This window comes from Bacillus cereus group sp. BfR-BA-01382, from assembly GCF_022663475.1.
GTDB classification, from domain to species: domain Bacteria; phylum Bacillota; class Bacilli; order Bacillales; family Bacillaceae_G; genus Bacillus_A; species Bacillus_A thuringiensis_S.
The window spans coordinates 16,943-36,952 of sequence record NZ_JAKUFQ010000043.1; the positions used below are offsets into that span (position 1 = coordinate 16,943).

A 20,010-nucleotide genomic window follows, 5' to 3' on the forward strand; every position below is an offset into this window, starting at 1 on the left:
GATAAAATTAGATAAAGGGGTTGCTCATATGTACTTGAATCCAAAACTTTCGTATATGCAGTTTTTTATGGGATTTCTATTTGTTATTACATTCATATTGGCAACTTTTAATATATGTTCTTATCTTGTAGCGATTGTATGTATGGCATTACTTAATCTCACTTTTGTTATTGGAGCATTTCAGCAGAAACAATATACAAGTTTTGTAATAGCACTTGTAATGTCATTTTCCTTTAGTATTGTAGCGATTGTGTTTTATATAAAATAAACCATCTCGATGTCGAGATGGTTTATTTTTTCATGTGTAAAAAGTAAAAAAAGGACAAACACATCGCCCTTTTTACCAAAACATACTCGCGCCAGCAAGTAATGTTGTTACAAGCATAGAAATTAGCATCACATAAACCATAATTTTTTGAGCTTTTTTATGCATCGTTATACCTCCTTGCAAATCAGTACAATTTCATTGTAACGAGAAATGAAATTATGGACAAGGGGAGAGTGAGGACAAAATTCGGGAGGGGATTGCAAAATATAACAGGAAATTTGAGTGTGTATAGAGAATATAGTTACAAGGATATATTGTTAATTTTTAGTTGGGCAAGCTGAAGAATGGAGATACGATGATGAAAATATACGAAACAGATCGTTTATACTTAAGGGAAATAGATGAGTCGTATGCTGAAACAGTTCTTCAATATTACGACAGAAATCGTGAATTTTTAAAAGCTTGGGAAGAGTATAGACCGGATGATTTTTTTACGCTAGATTATCAAAAGAAAAAGTTGCAAAAGGATAGAAAAGAGTTCGAAGACGGGAAAATCATCAGACTATGGATTTTTAAAAAGGGTGATGATACAAAAATAATTGGGTGTATTTCATTTAATTTAATCGTTCGTGGCATTTATCAATCTTGTGTACTCGGTTATAAATTAGATAAAGCAGAGTTAAACAAAGGGTATACGACAGAAGCACTTAGAAAAGCAATTCAAGTTGCTTTTGAGGAATTTCAGTTACATCGTATAGAAGCTCCGATTATGCCTCGTAATTTAGCATCTATACAAGTGGTGACGAAGATAGGTTTTCAATATGAAGGCGTGTCTAGGAAGATGTTAATGGTAAATGGCGTGTGGGAGGATCATATGCGCTGGGTATTGTTAAATGAGTAATAGAAAGCAGATGGTTATCTAGACATGTAAACCATCTGTTTTTTGTCTTGTATTTCGAAACTTTTGCGAAATTCTGTTATAATTAGTAGTGTTACATACATAATGGTAGTGCAGGAGGCGCAGTCTTATGATTAATCAAGAACGTTTAGTAAATGAATTTATGGAATTAGTACAAGTAGATTCTGAAACGAAATTTGAAGCAGAAATCTGCAAAGTATTAACGAAGAAATTTACAGATTTAGGTGTAGAAGTATTTGAAGATGACACAATGGCTGTAACTGGTCATGGTGCAGGCAACTTAATTTGTACTTTACCAGCAACAAAAGATGGTGTTGATACAATTTACTTTACTTCTCATATGGATACAGTAGTTCCTGGTAATGGAATTAAGCCTTCTATTAAAGATGGATATATCGTATCAGATGGTACAACAATTTTAGGTGCGGATGATAAAGCTGGATTAGCATCAATGTTCGAAGCAATCCGTGTTTTAAAAGAGAAAAATATCCCTCACGGTAAAATTGAATTTATTATTACAGTCGGAGAAGAATCAGGTCTTGTTGGTGCAAAAGCTTTAGATCGTGAGCGTATTACAGCGAAATATGGCTACGCATTAGATAGCGATGGAAAAGTTGGTGAAATCGTTGTTGCAGCTCCAACACAAGCGAAAGTGAACGCAATTATTCGCGGGAAAACAGCTCACGCTGGTGTAGCGCCGGAGAAAGGTGTATCTGCAATTACTATCGCAGCGAAAGCAATTGCGAAGATGCCACTTGGTCGCATTGACTCTGAAACGACTGCAAATATTGGACGTTTTGAAGGTGGTACACAAACGAATATCGTTTGCGATCATGTACAAATCTTTGCAGAAGCTCGTTCGTTAATCAATGAGAAAATGGAAGCACAAGTTGCGAAAATGAAAGAAGCATTTGAAACAACTGCAAAAGAAATGGGCGGTCATGCAGACGTTGAAGTAAACGTTATGTACCCAGGATTTAAATTTGCTGATGGCGATCACGTTGTAGAAGTTGCAAAACGTGCAGCTGAAAAAATTGGTCGTACACCTTCTCTTCACCAAAGTGGTGGCGGAAGTGATGCAAACGTAATTGCAGGACACGGTATTCCAACAGTTAACTTGGCAGTTGGTTATGAAGAAATTCATACAACAAACGAGAAAATTCCTGTTGAAGAGTTAGCAAAAACAGCAGAATTAGTTGTTGCAATTATTGAAGAAGTAGCGAAGTAATGGAATAGAAAAAGCGTGTAAATCAATTGTGATTTACACGCTTTTTATTTTGACTCGATTGCTTTGACAAGACGTATAAGCCAATATAAGAAAAACTATGGAAGTATATACGTTGTTGCTATATGTACTAGACGAGGGAATAATCCTAACGTATTCATATTGAAAATCGGAAGTAGTAAATAATTAATTGCAATGATTAATATAACTACAAGGAATGTATAGTTGAGTTTGGCCCGCCATTTGCCGGGCAGTAAGCCCCCCACCTCAAAATTCAGCGAAAGCAAAGAAGTTAGGTGGGGATCGGGCTGCTTGTAAAAGTCCAATTGGTGAGGGCTAATAATCAGTGGGGGATGAATAACCCCCCACTGATTAAAGTTTCACTTTATTAGTTGATTTCATCATAATCAGCCCCTTTCACATATATATCCTCTTTATATCGATTATAAAAAAGAACAAGTAATTATTATAACTATTGTGCAAAATTTGATATAATAAAAGAACGAACGTTCTGATTAGGGAGTGAGTACTATGCGAGAAATGTATCCGAAAAATGGTCATGTAATTTTACATGTAGATATGAATTGCTTTTTCGCATCTGTTGAAATTGCTCATGATCCATCATTACAAGGAAAGCCATTAGCGGTTGCTGGAAATGAAAAAGAGAGAAAAGGAATTATCATAACATGTAGTTATGAGGCGAGAGAATACGGAATACGTACGACGATGCCCCTTTGGGAAGCGAAAAGGTTATGCCCGCAATTAGTTGTAAGGCGTCCTAATTTCACATTATATCGCGAAGCTTCATTTCAAATGTTTCAAGTCCTTTCCCGTTTTACAGAAAAGATACAACCAGTCTCAATAGATGAAGGATATTTAGATATTACAGATTGCTACGCACTTGGTTCTCCTCTTGAAATAGCAAAGATGATTCAACAAGCACTATTAACAGAGTTGCAGCTTCCGTGTAGTATTGGAATCGCTCCAAATCTTTTCCTAGCAAAGACCGCTTCAGATATGAAAAAACCACTTGGTATTACCGTGCTTCGAAAACGCGATATTCCAGAACTGATTTGGCCACGTCCAGTTGGAGCAATGCATGGAATTGGTGAGAAAACAGCTGAAAAATTAAATGATATTCATATACAGACAATTGAACAGTTGGCAAAGGGAGACGAGCATATCATTCGCGCTAAAATTGGCAAGCACGGTGTTGATTTGCAAAGGCGTGCAAAAGGTATGGATGATAGGGAAGTGGATCCGAGTCAAATGGGACAGCATAAAAGTGTCGGTAACTCGATGACTTTTTCAAAGGATATGGATGAAGAGAAAGAATTACTTGATATGTTAGAACGTTTATCAAAGTCAGTGAGTAAAAGGTTACAAAAGCGAACCCTTGTCAGCTATAATATTCAAATTATGATTAAATACCATGATAGGCGAACAGTAACACGGAGTAAGCAATTGAAAAATGCGATTTGGGAAGAACGCGATATTTTTCAAGCAGCATCCCGTTTATGGAAGCAACATTGGGATGGTGATTCCGTTCGTTTACTAGGTGTTACAGCTACTGAAATAGAGTGGAAGACAGAATCGGTGAAACAATTAGATTTGTTTTCATTTGAAGAGGATGCAAAAAAAGAACCGCTACTTGCTGTCATTGATCAAATTAATGATAAGTATGGAACACTGCTTTTACAACGAGGTAGTCAACTACTACGTAAGCAAGAGAAGTCGTTTCAACAAAAGTTAGAAAATAAATTTATGTAGAAGGTGTCATGAAGTAGTAAAAATCATGACACCTTTCCTATTTAACTCGCTTCTAAATCTAAAGAAGTCTTCCATCCAGCTCCAGTAACGCCAGATTCTAATAGCATTCTACTTACTATTTTTTCAATTAAGATAGCTGCATTTGTCTTGCAATGTAATATAGCCTGTATACAAACTTTTTGATTAGAATCTACATCTTCACTATACAACTCTTTTAAACTGAGCCCTTCTGTACTTACCATATGCATAAGTAAAAAACGAATATGTGCTTCAGTTTCTTCTGAACAAGTAAGGGAAAGTAAGTAGTTCGTTTGTTCAGGTGATTCTTCTTTTGATTTTTTATTCATAAAAAGAGCAATTGGGCGAAGAAGTATATTTGCTAGTAACACGCCGGCTGCACCTAATATAGCTGCAACGAGGAAACCGGCGCCTGTAAGAGTACCGACAGCAGCTGCACACCATAAAGTAGCTGCCGTATTTAGCCCTCTAATACTAAAACCATCGCGGATAATAACGCCACCCCCTAAAAAACTAATGCCACTAACGACTTGAGCAGCAATGCGGGATGGGCTAGCATCATGATCAAGCATGACGGATAATAAAACAAATATACAGGCACCAAGTGATACGAGAGCATTTGTCCGTAACCCAGCCATTCGATGTCTCCATTGTCTTTCCATTCCGATGCAAGCTCCTACAATAATTGCTATAACTAATCTGAATATAATGTCGTACCATACCATCATGGTCACCTCCATATATAAATATGTGTTATGTCTTTTAGAATGAGCGGGGAATACCCACTCATTCTTATTTTTACAACCAGCTATGAAACTTTTTAATATAAAGCTTTTTCAGGAATTGTGTTAAAAAAGCGTAGCCTAATAGTATTCCTACTAACCAAGGGAAGTAGCTAAGTGGCAATGCTTGTAAACCAACGGCTGCACCAAGTGGTGAGAATGGAATATAAATCCCGATTGCCATAATAAGAGCGGTTAATAAAACGACGGGTGTTGATGCAGTGCTTTGAATAAATGGAATCTTCTGTGTTCGTATCATGTGAACAATTAAAGTTTGAGTTAACAATCCAACCACAAACCAACCGGACTGGAATAATGATTGCTCGCTCGGTGTATTTGCGCCAAATACATTCCACATGACTACGTATGTGATAATATCAAATATGGAACTAATTGGGCCGATACAAATAATGAAGTTTCGTAAGTTTGCAGTATCCCATTTTCGGGGTTTTTCTAGAAACTCTTTATCCATTTTGTCCCATGGAATAGAAAGTTGTGAAATATCATAAAGTAAGTTTTGAATTAAAAGGTGAATGGCAAGCATCGGTAAAAAAGGAATGAAAGCACTCGCTACTAACACGCTAAACACATTACCGAAGTTAGAGCTAGCTGTCATCTTAATATATTTTAAAATATTTCCGAATGTAGTACGTCCTTCTACAATCCCGGCTTCTAATATAGTTAAACTTTTTTCGAGTAGAATAATATCAGAAGCTTCTTTCGCAATATCAGTAGCAGTATCAACAGATATTCCGACATCAGCTTCACGTAATGCTACAGCATCGTTAATGCCGTCTCCCATGTAACCTACAGTGTGTCTGTTTCCTTGTAATGCGTGTATAATGCGAGATTTTTGCATTGGATTAAGCTTCGCAAATACAGTCGTTTCTTCAGCAAGTTTTGCTAATGCTTTATCTGGTAAAGAATCAATCTCGTAACCGAGGATTGGTTCGCCGATATCTAATCCAACTTCTTTACAAACTTTTCGTGTAACAATTTCGTTATCGCCAGTTAAAATTTTTACTTGTACACCATGCTTTTGTAATGCTTGAATTGCAGCTGCTGCAGATGGTTTCGGTGGATCTAAAAAGCCGATATATCCAGCGAGAATCATATCAGTTTCGTCTTTTACTGCGTACTCTTTATCATTTATGTTTCTATCTTTTTTATAAGCCACAGCAATAACCCGCATACCTTCACTATTCAATGTCTCGCTTAGTTTTTTGACATTTGAGCGCATTTCCTCAGTGAGTGTAACGATTTTTTTATCCACTTCAGTGTAGTTGCAAATTGATAAAATTTCTTCTACGGCACCTTTACAAACCATTGTATGTTCACCTGAAATATCTTTTACGATGACTGACATACGCCGGCGGGCGAAATCGAATGGAATTTCATCTAGCTTTTGAAAAGCTGATGGGTCAAATGTATTGTTTTCCTCTGTATGCTTAATAACAGCTTTATCTATTAAGTTTTTCAATCCAGTTTGATAGAAACTATTTAAATAGGCAAATTGCAAGACACGATTGCATTTATTTCCATTAGAATCTAAGTGACGAACAAGGACAACTTTATCTTCTGTTAAAGTTCCGGTTTTATCTGTACAAAGAATGTTCATAGCACCTAAGTTTTGAATAGAATTTAGCTGTTTTACAATTACTTTTTGTTTAGACATGTTAACGGCACCTTTAGCTAAATTAGCAGTTACAATCATTGGTAACATTTCAGGTGTAAGACCAACAGCAACGGCAATAGCGAAGAAGAAAGCTTCTTGCCAATCTCCCTTTGTGAATCCGTTAATGAGAAGGACGATAGGCGCCATAATAAGCATGAATGTAATTAAGAGCCAGCTTACTTTGTTTACACCTTTATCAAAGCTTGTTTCTACACGCTTTCCGATTACCTTATTTGCTAAAGAGCCGAAATACGTATCGGTACTTGTTGAGATGACAACAGCTTTTGCGCTACCACTTACAATATTTGTTCCCATGAAGCAAAGGTTTTCCATATCGAGTGGATTGTAATTTTTTTTCATGTTTTTCGGTAAGATATGCTTATTTTCTGTATGGTAGCAGTGTTCGTATTTTTCTATAGGAAGTGCTTCCCCTGTCAAAGAAGATTGATTAACAAATAAATCTTTAGCGGATACAACACGCACATCAGCTGGAACGATATCACCAGCTGAAAGGGAAATAATATCGCCAGGTACAAGCTCTTCAATTGGAATTTCTGTTGTGTAATTTCGATTTAAATTCGTTACATTTTTTGTTTCATGTACAAATCCATTTATTCTAAATACGCTCGCAGTTGTTCGAACCATAGCCTTTAAATTATCGGCAGCTTTTTGAGAACGAAATTCTTGGGAAAACCGAATCGTTGCACTAAGTAGTACCATTGCAGATACGACAATTGTTCCTTGTATGTCATCTGTGAAAAAGGAGAGTGCCCCAAGAGCTAATAAAACGAAAATAAATGGATTTTTAAATGCCAGCAGAAATTGAATGTACCACGGCGCCATTTTATTATGAGCTATTTCGTTCGGACCGTATAAAGAAAGTCTACGAGCCACTTCTTGTTTAGATAATCCATCTTGTGTTGTTTCTAGAAGTTTTAACGCAGAGATTACATCTTGTGTTGCAACCTCCACTAATAATTCGTTATTTGTTTTCATGCTATCTTGCTCATAAGCATGCTTTGTTTCTTGTCTTTGTAAATTAAACATCGGTAGTTCCTCCTCTGTCATGAAGGAGGAAACAATCTGTTACCTAACTAACTATTTGAAATGGTGAGGAACAGTTTCTTTCCTACCTACATGATGAAATATGAATGTAAAACGTATGGGTATCTGGGCCGAATCATCAATTGCCAACTGTTCCTCACCTCCGTACAATTTAGTAGTTTCTGAATATGCTATGTTTGTTTCATAGTAAGGTGCATATAGACGTAAAAAGACCTTTACTCAAAACGAGTAAAGGTCTGAATTCGCAGTTAAAAGAGTCCACAACAAAGACTGCTAGTAGACATAAATAAAAACAGTTTTTGTGTATGACAAAATACATGCACCTCTCCCTCGTTGAGTTTTAGCACTGTATAGCATAGGTACTGAAACCAGCTACGTTAAAAAAGGCCTTCATTCCGACCTTTCCTGTTGACCCATTGGCGTCTCTCGACATTTTTGGGCAGCAGCGTTTCTCTATACAGGAGCCTCACCTAACAGAGACCATATTCAATTACATGTTGAATGTTAGCACTGTAAAATCGTAGTGTCAATATCTTTTTTATCTGTGTTTTTAAAATATTAAATGGATTTATAATAGATATATGGGATGAAATACATGATATTAATTATAAATAATGTGGAAAATAAATATTTTTATAAAAGGGGAATTTGTAATGGTACCACAAAATTTTATTATAAATATTGAGAATCAAAAGTGGTTGTTTAATGAGCAGGAAGATTTATGTTCTCACGGGGAAATTTATTTAAATGTGGATGGAACGATTATTACGCGGACAGGTATGGATGAGGAATGGGGAATAAGTGAATCAGCTTTAGCTCTGTTACGAACTTTAGATAAAGAATATATTTGTGATATTGAAAATGAAGAGGGGCTTATTTTGCACGGATGTGGCACTATGCTCATGTTAGGATGCCCAATTTCAATTCATTGGACTATAAACCATATAGGTGAAAATGTGGTTTTAAAGGATTTTGTCAAAGTTATTTCTACTGATCAAAAGGCTATATACTATGAAGGGCTTCATATAGAATTGAATGAAAATGAATATAGAAAACAAATTGTTTCTTTTGCACTACAAGCAAAAGAATTATTTAATAAATCAAGTGAAAAGATAATTTTAAATGAGCTTGAGCGAAGTATGTATACCGACTTTTGGACGGAATATGATCATTTGTTAAATAAGTATAAATAAAAAAGCACTGTAACCAGTGCTTTTTTATTATAGATTACGAGATTGTAGGGTTTTCAAAAATAACAATCTCTGAACTGTTTGTAGTTGAAACGCGTTGGGCGTAATATGTTAAAGCTGAAGAAATATATGCTGGTAACGTATCATTTGTATGTGATGTTGTATATTCATGGATTAATTCCTTTAAAGTTGTCCATTCTAATTGTGCTGGGTGATCAGACACGAAAGAACTTACCCAGCGATCAAATGAAGATGAAAAATCAGTTTGTAAACGAAATACTTCTTTCATAATAAAACGCTCCCTTAAAATGTAGTATAATTATTTTACCACAAAACACGAACGATTGGTAAATTTTTTAAGTATAACGTTCGTGTTATATAGTTGTCTAGATGATTGGTTATGTAAATTCGATTTGCCATTTGAAATAACATTCCGTAAGATGAGAGATAGAGTATATTTAGAGCTGGAGGAAAGAAAGTGGAATTTGTATTTTTAGGAACTGGTGCAGGTGTTCCTTCAAAAGGAAGGAACGTTTCAGCAATTGCTTTACAATTGTTAGAAGAACGAGGACAGACTTGGTTATTTGATTGTGGCGAGGCCACGCAACATCAAATATTACATACATCGGTACGTCCGCGCCGCATTGAAAAAATATTTATTACGCATTTACATGGCGATCATATTTTTGGATTGCCTGGTTTATTAGGTAGCCGTTCATTTCAAGGAGGAACTACGCCTTTAACGGTGTATGGACCGAAAGGAATTAAACAATTTATTGAAGTGGCATTATCGGTAAGTACGACACATGTGAAATATCCACTTGAAGTTGTGGAGATAACAGAAGAAGGTACCGTATTTGAAGATAATGAATTTTATGTAGAAACGAAAAGATTGTCACACGGTATAGAATGTTTTGGATATCGTATTGTAGAGAAAGATATACAAGGTGCTCTTTTAGTTGATAAATTGCTTGAGATGGGTGTGAAACCAGGTCCAATCTTTAAACGTTTAAAAGATGGAGAAGTAGTTGAATTAGAGGATGGCACGATATTAAATGGAAATGAGTTTATCGGCCCACCTCAAAAAGGAAGAATTATTACTATCTTAGGTGATACGCGATATTGCGAAGCGAGTAGGGAGCTTGCGCAAGATGCAGATGTACTTGTCCATGAAGCGACTTTCGCAGCAGAAGATGAGCAACAAGCGCATGATTATTTTCATTCCACATCTAAGCAAGCTGCGAGCATTGCACTTCAGGCAAATGCGAAGCGATTAATCTTAACTCACATTAGTTCTCGCTATCAAGGAGATACATATAAGGAATTATTGAAAGAGGCAAGAGAGTTGTTTTCTAATACAGAAATAGCGACAGATTTGAAATCATTCCCAGTAGAAAAATGATAATTTTGTAAAAAATGGTAACGATGGGTTACCATTTTTTTATGTCTAAAAAAATTTAAAAATAAAACTGTTATTATTTTATGCTTATACTTGGATGATACAGAAAATTAGAATGGTTTGAATATATACGATAAAAATACGAAATAATGATTATTTAGAAAAACTGTTATATAAGTCAGATGACATACAAGTGATACAAATAGCAGGAATGGACTTTTATTCAGAACTTTTAAAATTCAACAAAAGTAAGCGTTTTATAAAAAACAAGCTATAATGAGGGCAGATTATAATTTATGATAAGTCACATGCTTTTTAGTTATTATCGTAACAAGTGAAGTTGACTAAACCATGAGAGAGTAACATGAGAATTATAATAGGAAAGATATCACTTGTTTATGCTATGCTTGCAATGGCTTCTGTGTTAAACTTTGGATTGCTACCAGACTTTATTGTGGATTATCTTATATCATTTTTTTAATGAAAATAATACTAAGATTCTTATGTATTATGATAACTGGTATTATTTCAGGTTATATTGGATTACTTTTATTCAAAAATTATCCAATTCATACAGCAGAACAAATTCGTGGTACAACTGGAAAAGCGACAGATGTAGCAGCTTAATAGAATAGTAGAATAAATTTTTTTCATAGAGGTTTAGGGGGAGTTATGATGAAGTATCGCTCAGTATTTGATATTATCGGTCCAGTTATGATTGGACCATCAAGTTCACATACAGCAGGCGCGGCAAGAATGGGGCAAGTTGCTCGCCAGCTGTTTCGTCATGAACCAGAAAGAGTAAGCATTTCGTTATATGGATCATTTGCAAAGACGTATCGAGGGCATGGTACCGATGTAGCACTAATCGGTGGAATATTGGGATTTGAAACAGATGACTTACGTATTCCAGAGGCGCTAGAAATAGCAAAAGAGCGCGGAATTGAAGTGGAATTCATTGAAGAAGATGCCAATGCACCTCACCCAAATACAGCAAGAATTCGTTTGTATAAAGGTGAAGAAGAAATTGAAGTTGTTGCTTGCTCAATTGGTGGCGGTAAAATTGAAGTTGTAGAATTAAACGGATTCGATCTTCAATTATCAGGCACAAGTCCAGCACTACTTATTGTAAATAACGATCGCTTTGGTGCTATTGCAGCGGTGGCTTCAATCCTTGCTACACACGAGATTAACATTAGTACAATGAGTGTTTCTCGTAAAGAAAAAGGAAGAAGAGCGCTTATGGTTATTGAAACAGATGAATTATTAGCAGATGAAGTGATTGAAGAAATAAAAGCGCAACAAAATATTTGTCAAGTAACTATTATGGATTAATTGCAGGGGGGACACACCATGTTTCGGAACGCAGCGGAACTAGTGGCGCAAGCTAAAGAACAAAATGTAAAAATCGCAGAAATTATGATTCAATGTGAAATGGAAACAAGACGTATTTCACGTGAAGAAGTAATTGCTGGTATGGAAAAGAACTTAGTCGTGATGGAACAAGCAGTAGAACGTGGTATTCGCGGCGTGAAATCACCAACTGGTTTAACTGGTGGAGATGCTGTAAAAGTTCAAGCGTATATGAAGAGTGGAAAAGGCTTATCTGGAGATACGATTTTGGATGCAGTAAGCAAAGCTGTTGCAACAAATGAAGTAAACGCAGCGATGGGAATTATTTGTGCAACACCAACAGCAGGGTCTGCTGGAACAGTGCCAGGTGTACTATTTGCACTAAGAGAAAAATTGCAGCCTACACGTGAAGAAATGATTGAGTTCTTATTTACAGCAGGAGCTTTCGGTATGGTTGTTGCGAATAATGCTTGTATTTCTGGTGCGGCAGGAGGATGCCAAGCTGAAGTTGGTTCAGCAAGTGGAATGGCGGCTGCAGCTGCAGTTGAGATGGCTGGTGGAACACAAGATCAAGCAGCTACAGCGATGGCAATTTCATTAAAGAACATGCTTGGTTTAGTGTGCGATCCTGTTGCAGGACTTGTAGAAGTGCCTTGTGTAAAACGTAATGCAGCAGGAGCTGCGAATGCGATGATTTCAGCAGATTTAGCATTAGCTGGTGTAACGAGTACAATTCCATGTGATGAAGTAATTGAGGCAATGTTTAGAATTGGACAAACGATGCCAGTAGCACTTCGTGAAACAGCAGAAGGTGGACTTGCAGCAACGCCGACTGGTCGTCGCCTGCAAGAAGAGATTTTTGGGAAGAACAATAACTAAGTGTAAAAATAGAAAAAGGAGCTCAAGTTTATTTGAGCTCCTTTTTCTATTTTTCTTTTGTTAGTTGTTCTAATGTTTTTCCAAGATTATGTGATCGTTCCGTTGCCTGTGTAATACAAGAAATAAGTGCTTGTTGAAATTCATGTTCTTGTAATACTTCAATACCTGCTTCGGTAGTTCCACCAGGAGAAGTAATTTCCTTTCGCAAAATAGAAGGGTGCTTGTCACTTGCTTTTAGCATTTCAGCAGCACCAATCATCGTTTGAAGAATAAGTGATTTTGCAACATCTTCTTTTAAACCAATTTTTTTTGCAGCTTCTTCCATAGCTTCCACTACGTAATAAATATAAGCAGGTCCACTTCCGGATAATGCAGTGACAGCATGCATATCATCTTCCTCTACAACAGAGACGAGACCGATCGTTTCAAATAAAGATGTTGCAGTGCGAATATGTTCCGCTGTTGCATGTTTTGAAGGGGAGATAGCGGTAGCTGATTTTAGAATGGCTGCGGATGTATTTGGCATTGCACGAATAATTGGAACGTCTTTTTGAAGTAGTTTTCTAATTGAGTGAGTAGAAACACCTGCTAGTAATGAAATAATAAGCACGTTATTATTTATGTATTCTTTAAAAGGGGTAAGCGCCTCTGCAACATCCTTTGGTTTCATTGCTAGAAAAAGAATATTTGCATCAGTAAGTAATTCTTTTTTATTATGAGTACCTTTGACACCGTATTTTTTATGTAGCTCTTGTAATCTCGTCTCGTTAGAACGATTACTTACAGTAATTTGTTCACCTTTAACAACATTTGCATGTAACAAGCCACCAATAATAGCTTCAGCAATAGAGCCTGCACCGAGAAAGGAAATGTTTTGAATAGACATGATGTTCCTCCTTTAATTTTGGTTAGAAATTCTTATAAATGTACATACATTCGTTTTCTTATAGGAAACACCTCTTTTTATCTGAAAATAATGACAAATATATATAGAAGTTGTAAACTGAAGAAGTATTCATTTTTGAACCGGAAAGAGACAGGGGGGCTAAGCATGACGGCGATTCACCGAATGGAGATTCCTGTACCATTTGCAGTGGAAACTGTGAATGTGTTTTTAGTTGAGGGGGAGACATTAACATTAATTGATACAGGGACGAATACAGAAGAGGCAAGGAATGCGTTAGAAAGTCAATTAGGTGCATTAGGATATACGATAGAAGATATTGAAACAGTAGTCATTACGCATCATCATGCAGATCATTGTGGACTTTTAAATATATTTTCTGAGAAGACGAATATTATTGGACATCCTTGGAATGAGCCTTGGATCACACAAAATCCAGAATTTTTAAAGCGGTATCATGAATTTTTTAGAGAGACGGCCTTACAGTTTGGTGTGCCAGCAGCATTTTTGAAAGACGAGTCGTTATTGACGACGAGGACACTTAAATATTCTTGTAATAGATCGTTAACGCATACTGTGAGAGAAGGAGATCGTATTAATTCTTTGCCTGGATTTACAGTGCTTGAAACACCAGGCCATGCTTCTACTCATATTTCTTTATATAGAGAATCTGATGGAATATTAATTGGTGGAGATGCTCTCATTAGTCATATTTCTTCGAATCCAATACTAGAACCACCATATGAAGGGCAAACAGAACGGGCACGCCCATTACTACAATATAATCAAACATTACAGCGTTTAAGCGAAATGAATATTTCACGCATTTTATCAGGGCATGGGGAAGATGTTCTAAATGTGAAACAACTTATTGAAACGAGATTACAAAAGCAAGAAACACGTGCTTTTAAAGTACTTGAGTTATTAAAGGAAAAACCAATGACAGCATTTGAAGTATGTGTAAAACTATTTCCGGTATTATATAAAGAACAATTACCACTTACTATTTCAGAAACGGTTGGACAATTGGACTATTTAGCATATAATCAACAAGTGATGATTGATGAGTCATCGCAACAATTGATTTATTATGCAAAGTAGGTGACAGCAATGACAGGACGTTTACAAAATAAAGTAATCGTCATTACAGGTGCTTCTAGTGGGATTGGTGAGCAAGTTGCAATGCAAGTTGCAGCACAGGGAGCGACTCCAGTATTAATGGCTCGAACAGAAGAGAAACTACAAGCGTTAGTAGACAAAATTAAAGAAACTTATAATACGCCTTGCTATTATTATGTATTAGATGTAAGTGATGAGATGGAAGTACAGTCTGTTTTTTCAAAGGTATTACAAGAAGTGGGACGTATTGATATATTAGTAAACAATGCGGGATTTGGTATTTTTAAAACGTTTGAAGATGCGTCAATGGGTGAAGTAAAAGATATGTTCCAAGTAAATGTATTTGGATTAGTAGCATGTACGAAAGCGGTACTACCTTATATGGTAAACAAGAATGAAGGACATATTATTAATATTGCTTCACTTGCTGGAAAAATTGCAACTCCGAAATCGAGTGCTTATGCAGCAACGAAACATGCCGTATTAGGATTTACGAATAGTTTACGCATGGAATTAGCCAATACAGATATTTATGTTACAGCAATTAATCCAGGTCCGATAGATACAAACTTTTTTGAAATAGCGGATCAATCTGGTACATATGTAAAGAATATGGGACGTTACATGTTAAAACCAACATACGTAGCAGAACAAATCGTAAAGTCGATGCACACGAAAAAACGTGAAGTAAACTTACCGAAGTGGATGGGAATTGGCCCGAAACTTTATGCTTTATTCCCAGGTTTATTTGAACATGTAGCAGGTAAATCATTAAGTAAAAAATAGGAGATTTCCATATGGAAATCTCCTATTTTTTATTGTTTTCCAGTTACATAATCATAAACAATATCCTCAATTTCCTCGTATAAATCAATTTCAATATTTGAATGAGTCACCGTTTGAATATGTTTCACTAGCATTTCCTGATCTTCTTTTGATATTGGACTGCATTGATATTGTTGAAAACTTTTTATAATCATTTTCTCAATTAATTTTTCGTTCATATTTTTCCCCGCCTGTATGTACGTATGTATTGTTTTATTGTACTTGAAGTGAAATAAAAAAACTACTATGCACTATTTTTGTATAAAAATTCGGTTGAGTATATTATTTTTCTAATAAAATTAAGTTTTTTTAGATTTAAAAATTTATAAATATTTAATTGACTCTATAAATATACAATATTATAATCATACTTAATTTAAAGAATCGATATGAGGAGGAACTTATGAAAGTCGCAATTATTGGAGCCACTGGATATGGGGGCATTGAGTTAATTCGTTTATTAGAACAACATCCATATTTTTCGATAGCATCTCTCCATTCTTTTTCACAAGTTGGTGAGTGTATAACAAATGTATATCCGCATCTTCGAAATGTCCTTTTTCATACGTTACAAGAAATTGATGTGGAGACGATAGGAAAAGAAGCAGAAATCGTATTTCTAGCAACCCCAGCAGGAGTATCGGCGGAGTTAACTCCCAAGTTATTAGCAGAAGGTTTAAAAGTAATTGACCTATCTGGAGACTTTCGTATGATAGATCCTTCGTCATATGAACTGTGGTATAAAAGGCCAGCAGCGAAAGAAGAAATTCTTAGAAAAGCAGTGTATGGGTTAAGTGAATGGAAAAGGACTGGGATTCAAAAGGCAAGTTTAATTGCAAACCCAGGATGTTTTGCTACAGCCACATTGCTAGCGATAGCGCCGTTAGTACGTAGCGGCATGATTGAAGAAGATTCGATTATTATTGATGCGAAATCAGGGGTATCAGGAGCAGGTAAAACACCAACAACAATGACTCACTTTCCTGAGCTATATGATAACTTGCACATTTATAAAGTGAATGAGCATCAGCACGTTCCAGAGATTGAGCAAATGCTTACAGAATGGAATAGTGGATCACAGCCAATTACATTTAGCACACATTTAATACCGATATCTCGAGGAATCATGATTACACTTTATGCAAAAGTAAAACAAAAGATGGAAATAAAGCAACTTCAAAAATTGTATGAAGAAACGTATGAACAATCGCCTTTCATCCGAATTTGTACGCAAGGGAAATTTCCAAGTCCAAAAGAAGTGAGAGGCTCAAATTATTGTGATATTGGCATAGCTTACGATGAAAGAGCTGAAAGAGTTACGGTCGTTTCTGTTATAGACAATATGATGAAAGGCGCGGCTGGGCAAGCGATTCAAAATGCAAACATAATAGCGGGACTAGAAGAGACAACAGGTTTACAACATATGCCGCTTTATGTATAAGGGGGACATGATGATTAAAGTAGCGTCTATTACAAAATTAGAAAATGGTTCAATTGTAACGCCGAAAGGCTTTTCGGCAATTGGTACTGCAAATGGTTTAAAAAAGGAGAAAAAGGATTTAGGTGCCATCGTTTGTGATGTACCAGCATCATGTGCCGCTGTGTATACAACGAATCAAATACAAGCAGCTCCTTTACAAGTAACGAAGGATAGTATAACGGCAGAAGGGAAGTTACAAGCAATTATCGTTAATAGTGGAAATGCAAATGCTTGTACTGGAATGAAAGGATTACAAGACGCATACGAGATGCGCGCATTAGGGGCGGAACATTTTGGGATGAAAGAAAATTACGTTGCAGTAGCTTCAACAGGTGTAATTGGTGTTCCACTGCCGATGGATATAATCCGAAAGGGAGTTGCAACTCTTATACCGACGAAGGAAGAAAGTGAAGCATATTGTTTTTCTGAAGCAATTTTAACGACGGATCTTATAATGAAAGAAACTTGCTATGAAATGATTATTGATGGGAAGAAAGTGGCGATTGCGGGTGTTGCAAAAGGTTCAGGGATGATTCATCCGAATATGGCAACGATGCTTAGTTTTATTACGACAGATGCTCATATAGAGCATGACGTATTGCAAACAGCGTTATCCGAAATTACGAATCATACATTTAATCAAATTACGGTAGATGGAGATACTTCTACGAATGATATGGTCATCGTTATGGCAAGTGGATTATCAGAAACAAGGCCGATAAATATGGAACATACAGATTGGGAAACTTTCGTATGTGCTTTACAGCAAGTATGTGAAGATTTAGCGAAAAAAATTGCGCAAGATGGTGAAGGAGCTACGAAGTTAATAGAAGTAAATGTGCTAGGAGCTCAAACGAATGAAGAGGCAAAAAAAATTGCAAAGCAAATAGTCGGTTCGAGTCTTGTGAAAACAGCAATACATGGTGAAGACCCAAACTGGGGGCGAATTATTAGCAGTATTGGACAAAGTGAAGTAGCTATTCATCCGAACACAATTGACATTACTCTTCAATCTATATCGGTATTAAAAAATAGTGAGCCTCAAATATTTTCTGAAGAAGAAATGAAAGAGAGATTACAAGAAGATGAAATAGTCATTAATGTGTACTTACACTTAGGTGAAGAGACAGGATCAGCTTGGGGCTGTGACTTAAGCTATGAATATGTGAAAATAAATGCTTGTTATCGTACATAAGGAGAGAGAAGATGAGCGATTATATTGTAGTGAAATGCGGCGGTAGTATGTTGAATCAATTAAATGCTGTGTTTTTTGATTGTATAAAGAAATTGCAACAGAAGTATAAAGTGGTGATTATTCATGGTGGTGGGCCAGAAATTGATGCCAAATTAAAAGATTGTAACATCAACGTAGAAAAAAGAGATGGATTACGCGTAACACCAAAAGAAGTTATGGATGTTGTTCAAATGGTGCTATGCGGAAGTACGAATAAAAAACTCGTAATGAATTTACAAAAGCATAATTTACTTGCTGTAGGTTGTTCAGGGTGTGACGGTAATTTACTTCAAGTTCAACCTGTCAGCGAGGAGATAGGATATGTGGGAGAAGTAAGTTATGTAGAAACAGCCTTATTAAAAGGATTAATAAATATGGGATATATTCCTGTTATTGCTCCAATCGGGGTAAATGGTAATGAAATTTATAACATAAATGCGGACAATGCTGCAGCTGGGATTGCGGCCGCGTTAGGGGCAAAAGAGCTGATTTTTATTACGGATGTAGATGGAATATTACATGAAGGGAATTTGGTAAAGGAAACGGATGAATCTGAAATTGCAACTTTTATAGAAACAGGTGTTATTACAGGTGGGATGATTCCGAAAGTACAGGCGGCACTAGCATCATTAAAAATGGGAGTGCAAAAGATAAGTATTGTGAATGGTACAAAAGATTTTACTGAGGTTACGGGAGAGTGTATTGGAACGACGGTAACGAAAGGTGTGAGTATTGCATGACGAGTCATCTTTTTCAAACGTATGGCAGAAGAACTATTGAGTTTGTAAAGGGAACTGGAACGAAAGTTATTGATAATAAAGGTAAGCAATATTTAGATTTTACATCAGGAATTGGCGTATGTAATTTAGGACATTGTCACCCTACTGTTCTCAAAGGTGTACAAGAGCAACTTGATGATATATGGCATATATCTAACCTGTTTACAAACAGCTTACAAGAAGAAGTTGCGTCATTATTAACAGAAAATAGAGCATTAGATTATGTGTTTTTCTGTAATAGTGGGGCAGAGGCAAATGAAGCGGCTTTAAAGTTAGCACGTAAGCATACTGGAAAATCTCTCGTCGTAACATGCCAGCAGTCTTTTCACGGTAGAACATTTGGAACGATGAGTGCAACAGGCCAAGATAAGGTAAAAGAAGGATTTGGTCCGTTACTTCCATCTTTTTTACATATCCCTTTTAACGATATTAAAGCATTAGAGGAAGTAATGAATGAAGAAGTTGCGGCGGTAATGGTAGAAGTAGTTCAAGGAGAGGGAGGAGTAATACCTGCTGATCTATCTTTTTTGAAAGAGATTGAAACATTATGTAATAAGTTCGGTTCCTTATTTATTATAGACGAAGTACAAACGGGGATAGGAAGAACTGGAACACTATTCGCTTATGAACAAGTGCGAATAGAGCCTGATATCGTTACCGTTGCAAAAGCACTTGGGAATGGGATTCCTGTCGGAGCAATGATTGGCCGGAAAGAGCTCGGAACGTCGTTTACTGCAGGATCACACGGTTCAACTTTTGGCGGGAATTACATCGCGATGGCTGCAGCGAAAGAAGTATTGCAAGTAAGTAAAAGACCATTGTTTTTAAAAGAAGTACAAGAAAAAGGCGAGTATGTATTAGAGAAGTTGCAAGAGGAATTACAGCATGTCGAATGTATTCAAAATATACGTGGTAAGGGGCTTATGATTGGGATTGAGTGTAAGCATGAAGTTGCAAGTTTTATAGAACAACTAGAAAACGAAGGACTTCTCGTATTACAAGCAGGCCCTAATGTTATAAGACTATTACCGCCACTCATTGTCACGAATGAAGAGTTAGAACAGGCAGTATATATAATAAAAAAAGTAGTTTGTACAAAAAACGTATCAATCATATAAGGGGGAAG

The 20,010-nt window shown here is 36.3% G+C and carries 20 protein-coding genes and 1 riboswitch; of the genes, 14 read left to right on the top strand and 6 right to left on the bottom strand.

From position 1 onward, the window contains the following. Window positions 1-28: 28 nt before the first annotated feature. Window positions 29-268, top strand: a complete 240-nt coding sequence (locus MR160_RS17725) for a DUF3894 domain-containing protein (RefSeq protein ID WP_000281167.1) — start codon at window positions 29-31, stop codon at window positions 266-268. A 72-nt stretch (window positions 269-340) separates the two neighbouring features. On the opposite strand, the gene prli42 is transcribed toward MR160_RS17725, so the two are convergent. Beyond that, complete coding sequence (gene prli42 / locus MR160_RS17730) at window positions 341-433, bottom strand: stressosome-associated protein Prli42 (protein WP_000549037.1); 93 nt, start codon at window positions 431-433, stop codon at window positions 341-343. 190 nt (window positions 434-623) lie between these two features. On the opposite strand from prli42, the gene MR160_RS17735 reads away from it, so the two are divergent. From MR160_RS17735 to MR160_RS17745, 3 genes are all read left to right on the top strand, one after another. Beyond that, a complete protein-coding gene (locus tag MR160_RS17735) occupies window positions 624-1,169 on the top strand; it encodes a GNAT family N-acetyltransferase (RefSeq protein WP_014894891.1) in 546 nt (181 codons plus the stop codon). A gap of 127 nt (window positions 1,170-1,296) precedes the next feature. Further along, complete coding sequence (locus MR160_RS17740) at window positions 1,297-2,415, top strand: tripeptidase T (protein ID WP_000609803.1); 1,119 nt, start codon at window positions 1,297-1,299, stop codon at window positions 2,413-2,415. A 528-nt stretch (window positions 2,416-2,943) separates the two neighbouring features. After that, window positions 2,944-4,182, top strand: a complete 1,239-nt coding sequence (locus MR160_RS17745; protein ID WP_001208844.1) for a DNA polymerase IV — start codon at window positions 2,944-2,946, stop codon at window positions 4,180-4,182. A 41-nt stretch (window positions 4,183-4,223) separates the two neighbouring features. Here the strand turns inward: MR160_RS17745 and MR160_RS17750 are convergent, their stop codons facing one another. Then, window positions 4,224-4,925, bottom strand: a complete 702-nt coding sequence (locus tag MR160_RS17750) for an MgtC/SapB family protein (RefSeq protein ID WP_000262340.1) — start codon at window positions 4,923-4,925, stop codon at window positions 4,224-4,226. A 73-nt stretch (window positions 4,926-4,998) separates the two neighbouring features. Beyond that, entirely contained in the window at window positions 4,999-7,704 is a 2,706-nt protein-coding gene (mgtA, locus tag MR160_RS17755) for a magnesium-translocating P-type ATPase (protein WP_242297814.1), read from the bottom strand. A 335-nt stretch (window positions 7,705-8,039) separates the two neighbouring features. Then, a riboswitch (M-box (ykoK) riboswitch) is annotated at window positions 8,040-8,207 on the bottom strand. A gap of 168 nt (window positions 8,208-8,375) precedes the next feature. On the opposite strand from mgtA, the gene MR160_RS17760 reads away from it, so the two are divergent. Then, window positions 8,376-8,915: a hypothetical protein gene (locus MR160_RS17760; protein WP_000249065.1), complete on the top strand. Its 540-nt coding sequence runs from the start codon at window positions 8,376-8,378 to the stop codon at window positions 8,913-8,915. Between the two features lie 34 nt (window positions 8,916-8,949). Here MR160_RS17760 and MR160_RS17765 read toward each other — a convergent pair whose 3' ends face one another. Beyond that, a complete protein-coding gene (locus MR160_RS17765) occupies window positions 8,950-9,201 on the bottom strand; it encodes a DUF3932 family protein (RefSeq protein WP_000665709.1) in 252 nt (83 codons plus the stop codon). Between the two features lie 189 nt (window positions 9,202-9,390). Here MR160_RS17765 and rnz point away from each other — a divergent pair, with 189 nt between their 5' ends. From rnz to sdaAA, 3 genes are all read left to right on the top strand, one after another. Further along, window positions 9,391-10,314 carry a ribonuclease Z gene (rnz, locus tag MR160_RS17770; RefSeq protein ID WP_000397454.1) on the top strand — a complete coding sequence of 308 codons (924 nt, stop codon included), beginning with the start codon at window positions 9,391-9,393 and terminating at the stop codon, window positions 10,312-10,314. A 672-nt stretch (window positions 10,315-10,986) separates the two neighbouring features. Beyond that, a complete protein-coding gene (gene sdaAB, locus MR160_RS17775) occupies window positions 10,987-11,646 on the top strand; it encodes an L-serine ammonia-lyase, iron-sulfur-dependent subunit beta (protein ID WP_000877451.1) in 660 nt (219 codons plus the stop codon). An 18-nt stretch (window positions 11,647-11,664) separates the two neighbouring features. After that, window positions 11,665-12,543 (top strand): L-serine ammonia-lyase, iron-sulfur-dependent, subunit alpha, encoded by an 879-nt coding sequence (sdaAA, locus tag MR160_RS17780; protein WP_000489454.1) that lies wholly within the window; start codon window positions 11,665-11,667, stop codon window positions 12,541-12,543. Window positions 12,544-12,589: 46 nt separating this feature from the next. On the opposite strand, the gene proI is transcribed toward sdaAA, so the two are convergent. Then, window positions 12,590-13,429 (bottom strand): pyrroline-5-carboxylate reductase ProI, encoded by an 840-nt coding sequence (gene proI, locus MR160_RS17785; RefSeq protein WP_000027254.1) that lies wholly within the window; start codon window positions 13,427-13,429, stop codon window positions 12,590-12,592. Between the two features lie 165 nt (window positions 13,430-13,594). On the opposite strand from proI, the gene MR160_RS17790 reads away from it, so the two are divergent. Together MR160_RS17790 and MR160_RS17795 are read left to right on the top strand one after the other, a co-directional pair. Beyond that, window positions 13,595-14,548, top strand: coding sequence for an MBL fold metallo-hydrolase (locus tag MR160_RS17790; protein WP_000125124.1), 954 nt, complete (start codon window positions 13,595-13,597; stop codon window positions 14,546-14,548). Between the two features lie 9 nt (window positions 14,549-14,557). Beyond that, window positions 14,558-15,352 (top strand): SDR family NAD(P)-dependent oxidoreductase, encoded by a 795-nt coding sequence (locus MR160_RS17795; RefSeq protein ID WP_242297816.1) that lies wholly within the window; start codon window positions 14,558-14,560, stop codon window positions 15,350-15,352. Window positions 15,353-15,381: 29 nt separating this feature from the next. On the opposite strand, the gene MR160_RS17800 is transcribed toward MR160_RS17795, so the two are convergent. Beyond that, window positions 15,382-15,570: a YqzH family protein gene (locus MR160_RS17800; RefSeq protein ID WP_001003222.1), complete on the bottom strand. Its 189-nt coding sequence runs from the start codon at window positions 15,568-15,570 to the stop codon at window positions 15,382-15,384. 224 nt (window positions 15,571-15,794) lie between these two features. On the opposite strand from MR160_RS17800, the gene argC reads away from it, so the two are divergent. From argC to MR160_RS17820, 4 genes are read left to right on the top strand one after another with little or no spacing between them, the layout of a single operon-like run. After that, window positions 15,795-16,832 (top strand): N-acetyl-gamma-glutamyl-phosphate reductase, encoded by a 1,038-nt coding sequence (argC, locus tag MR160_RS17805; protein ID WP_079245898.1) that lies wholly within the window; start codon window positions 15,795-15,797, stop codon window positions 16,830-16,832. A 10-nt stretch (window positions 16,833-16,842) separates the two neighbouring features. Beyond that, window positions 16,843-18,066 carry a bifunctional glutamate N-acetyltransferase/amino-acid acetyltransferase ArgJ gene (gene argJ, locus MR160_RS17810; RefSeq protein WP_000598383.1) on the top strand — a complete coding sequence of 408 codons (1,224 nt, stop codon included), beginning with the start codon at window positions 16,843-16,845 and terminating at the stop codon, window positions 18,064-18,066. An 11-nt stretch (window positions 18,067-18,077) separates the two neighbouring features. Next, complete coding sequence (gene argB, locus MR160_RS17815; protein WP_001286790.1) at window positions 18,078-18,845, top strand: acetylglutamate kinase; 768 nt, start codon at window positions 18,078-18,080, stop codon at window positions 18,843-18,845. After that, window positions 18,842-20,002 (top strand): acetylornithine transaminase, encoded by a 1,161-nt coding sequence (locus MR160_RS17820; RefSeq protein WP_000200545.1) that lies wholly within the window; start codon window positions 18,842-18,844, stop codon window positions 20,000-20,002. Before argB ends, MR160_RS17820 begins: the two co-directional genes overlap by 4 nt. The last annotated feature ends 8 nt before the right edge of the window (window positions 20,003-20,010 follow it).

Excerpts from the sequence above, each read along its gene's own strand:
- sdaAB (WP_000877451.1), top strand. The coding sequence starts at position 10,987 with ATGAAGTATCGCTCAGTATTTGATATTATCGGTCCAGTTATGATTGGA.
- prli42 (WP_000549037.1), bottom strand. The coding sequence starts at position 433 with ATGCATAAAAAAGCTCAAAAAATTATGGTTTATGTGATGCTAATTTCT.
- MR160_RS17760 (WP_000249065.1), top strand. The coding sequence starts at position 8,376 with ATGGTACCACAAAATTTTATTATAAATATTGAGAATCAAAAGTGGTTG.
- MR160_RS17765 (WP_000665709.1), bottom strand. The coding sequence starts at position 9,201 with ATGAAAGAAGTATTTCGTTTACAAACTGATTTTTCATCTTCATTTGAT.
- argC (WP_079245898.1), top strand. The coding sequence starts at position 15,795 with ATGAAAGTCGCAATTATTGGAGCCACTGGATATGGGGGCATTGAGTTA.
- MR160_RS17750 (WP_000262340.1), bottom strand. The coding sequence starts at position 4,925 with ATGGTATGGTACGACATTATATTCAGATTAGTTATAGCAATTATTGTA.
- MR160_RS17740 (WP_000609803.1), top strand. The coding sequence starts at position 1,297 with ATGATTAATCAAGAACGTTTAGTAAATGAATTTATGGAATTAGTACAA.
- proI (WP_000027254.1), bottom strand. The coding sequence starts at position 13,429 with ATGTCTATTCAAAACATTTCCTTTCTCGGTGCAGGCTCTATTGCTGAA.
- argB (WP_001286790.1), top strand. The coding sequence starts at position 18,078 with ATGAGCGATTATATTGTAGTGAAATGCGGCGGTAGTATGTTGAATCAA.
- MR160_RS17790 (WP_000125124.1), top strand. The coding sequence starts at position 13,595 with ATGACGGCGATTCACCGAATGGAGATTCCTGTACCATTTGCAGTGGAA.
- MR160_RS17795 (WP_242297816.1), top strand. The coding sequence starts at position 14,558 with ATGACAGGACGTTTACAAAATAAAGTAATCGTCATTACAGGTGCTTCT.
- MR160_RS17800 (WP_001003222.1), bottom strand. The coding sequence starts at position 15,570 with ATGAACGAAAAATTAATTGAGAAAATGATTATAAAAAGTTTTCAACAA.
- mgtA (WP_242297814.1), bottom strand. The coding sequence starts at position 7,704 with ATGTTTAATTTACAAAGACAAGAAACAAAGCATGCTTATGAGCAAGAT.
- MR160_RS17820 (WP_000200545.1), top strand. The coding sequence starts at position 18,842 with ATGACGAGTCATCTTTTTCAAACGTATGGCAGAAGAACTATTGAGTTT.
- sdaAA (WP_000489454.1), top strand. The coding sequence starts at position 11,665 with ATGTTTCGGAACGCAGCGGAACTAGTGGCGCAAGCTAAAGAACAAAAT.
- argJ (WP_000598383.1), top strand. The coding sequence starts at position 16,843 with ATGATTAAAGTAGCGTCTATTACAAAATTAGAAAATGGTTCAATTGTA.
- MR160_RS17735 (WP_014894891.1), top strand. The coding sequence starts at position 624 with ATGATGAAAATATACGAAACAGATCGTTTATACTTAAGGGAAATAGAT.
- MR160_RS17725 (WP_000281167.1), top strand. The coding sequence starts at position 29 with ATGTACTTGAATCCAAAACTTTCGTATATGCAGTTTTTTATGGGATTT.
- MR160_RS17745 (WP_001208844.1), top strand. The coding sequence starts at position 2,944 with ATGCGAGAAATGTATCCGAAAAATGGTCATGTAATTTTACATGTAGAT.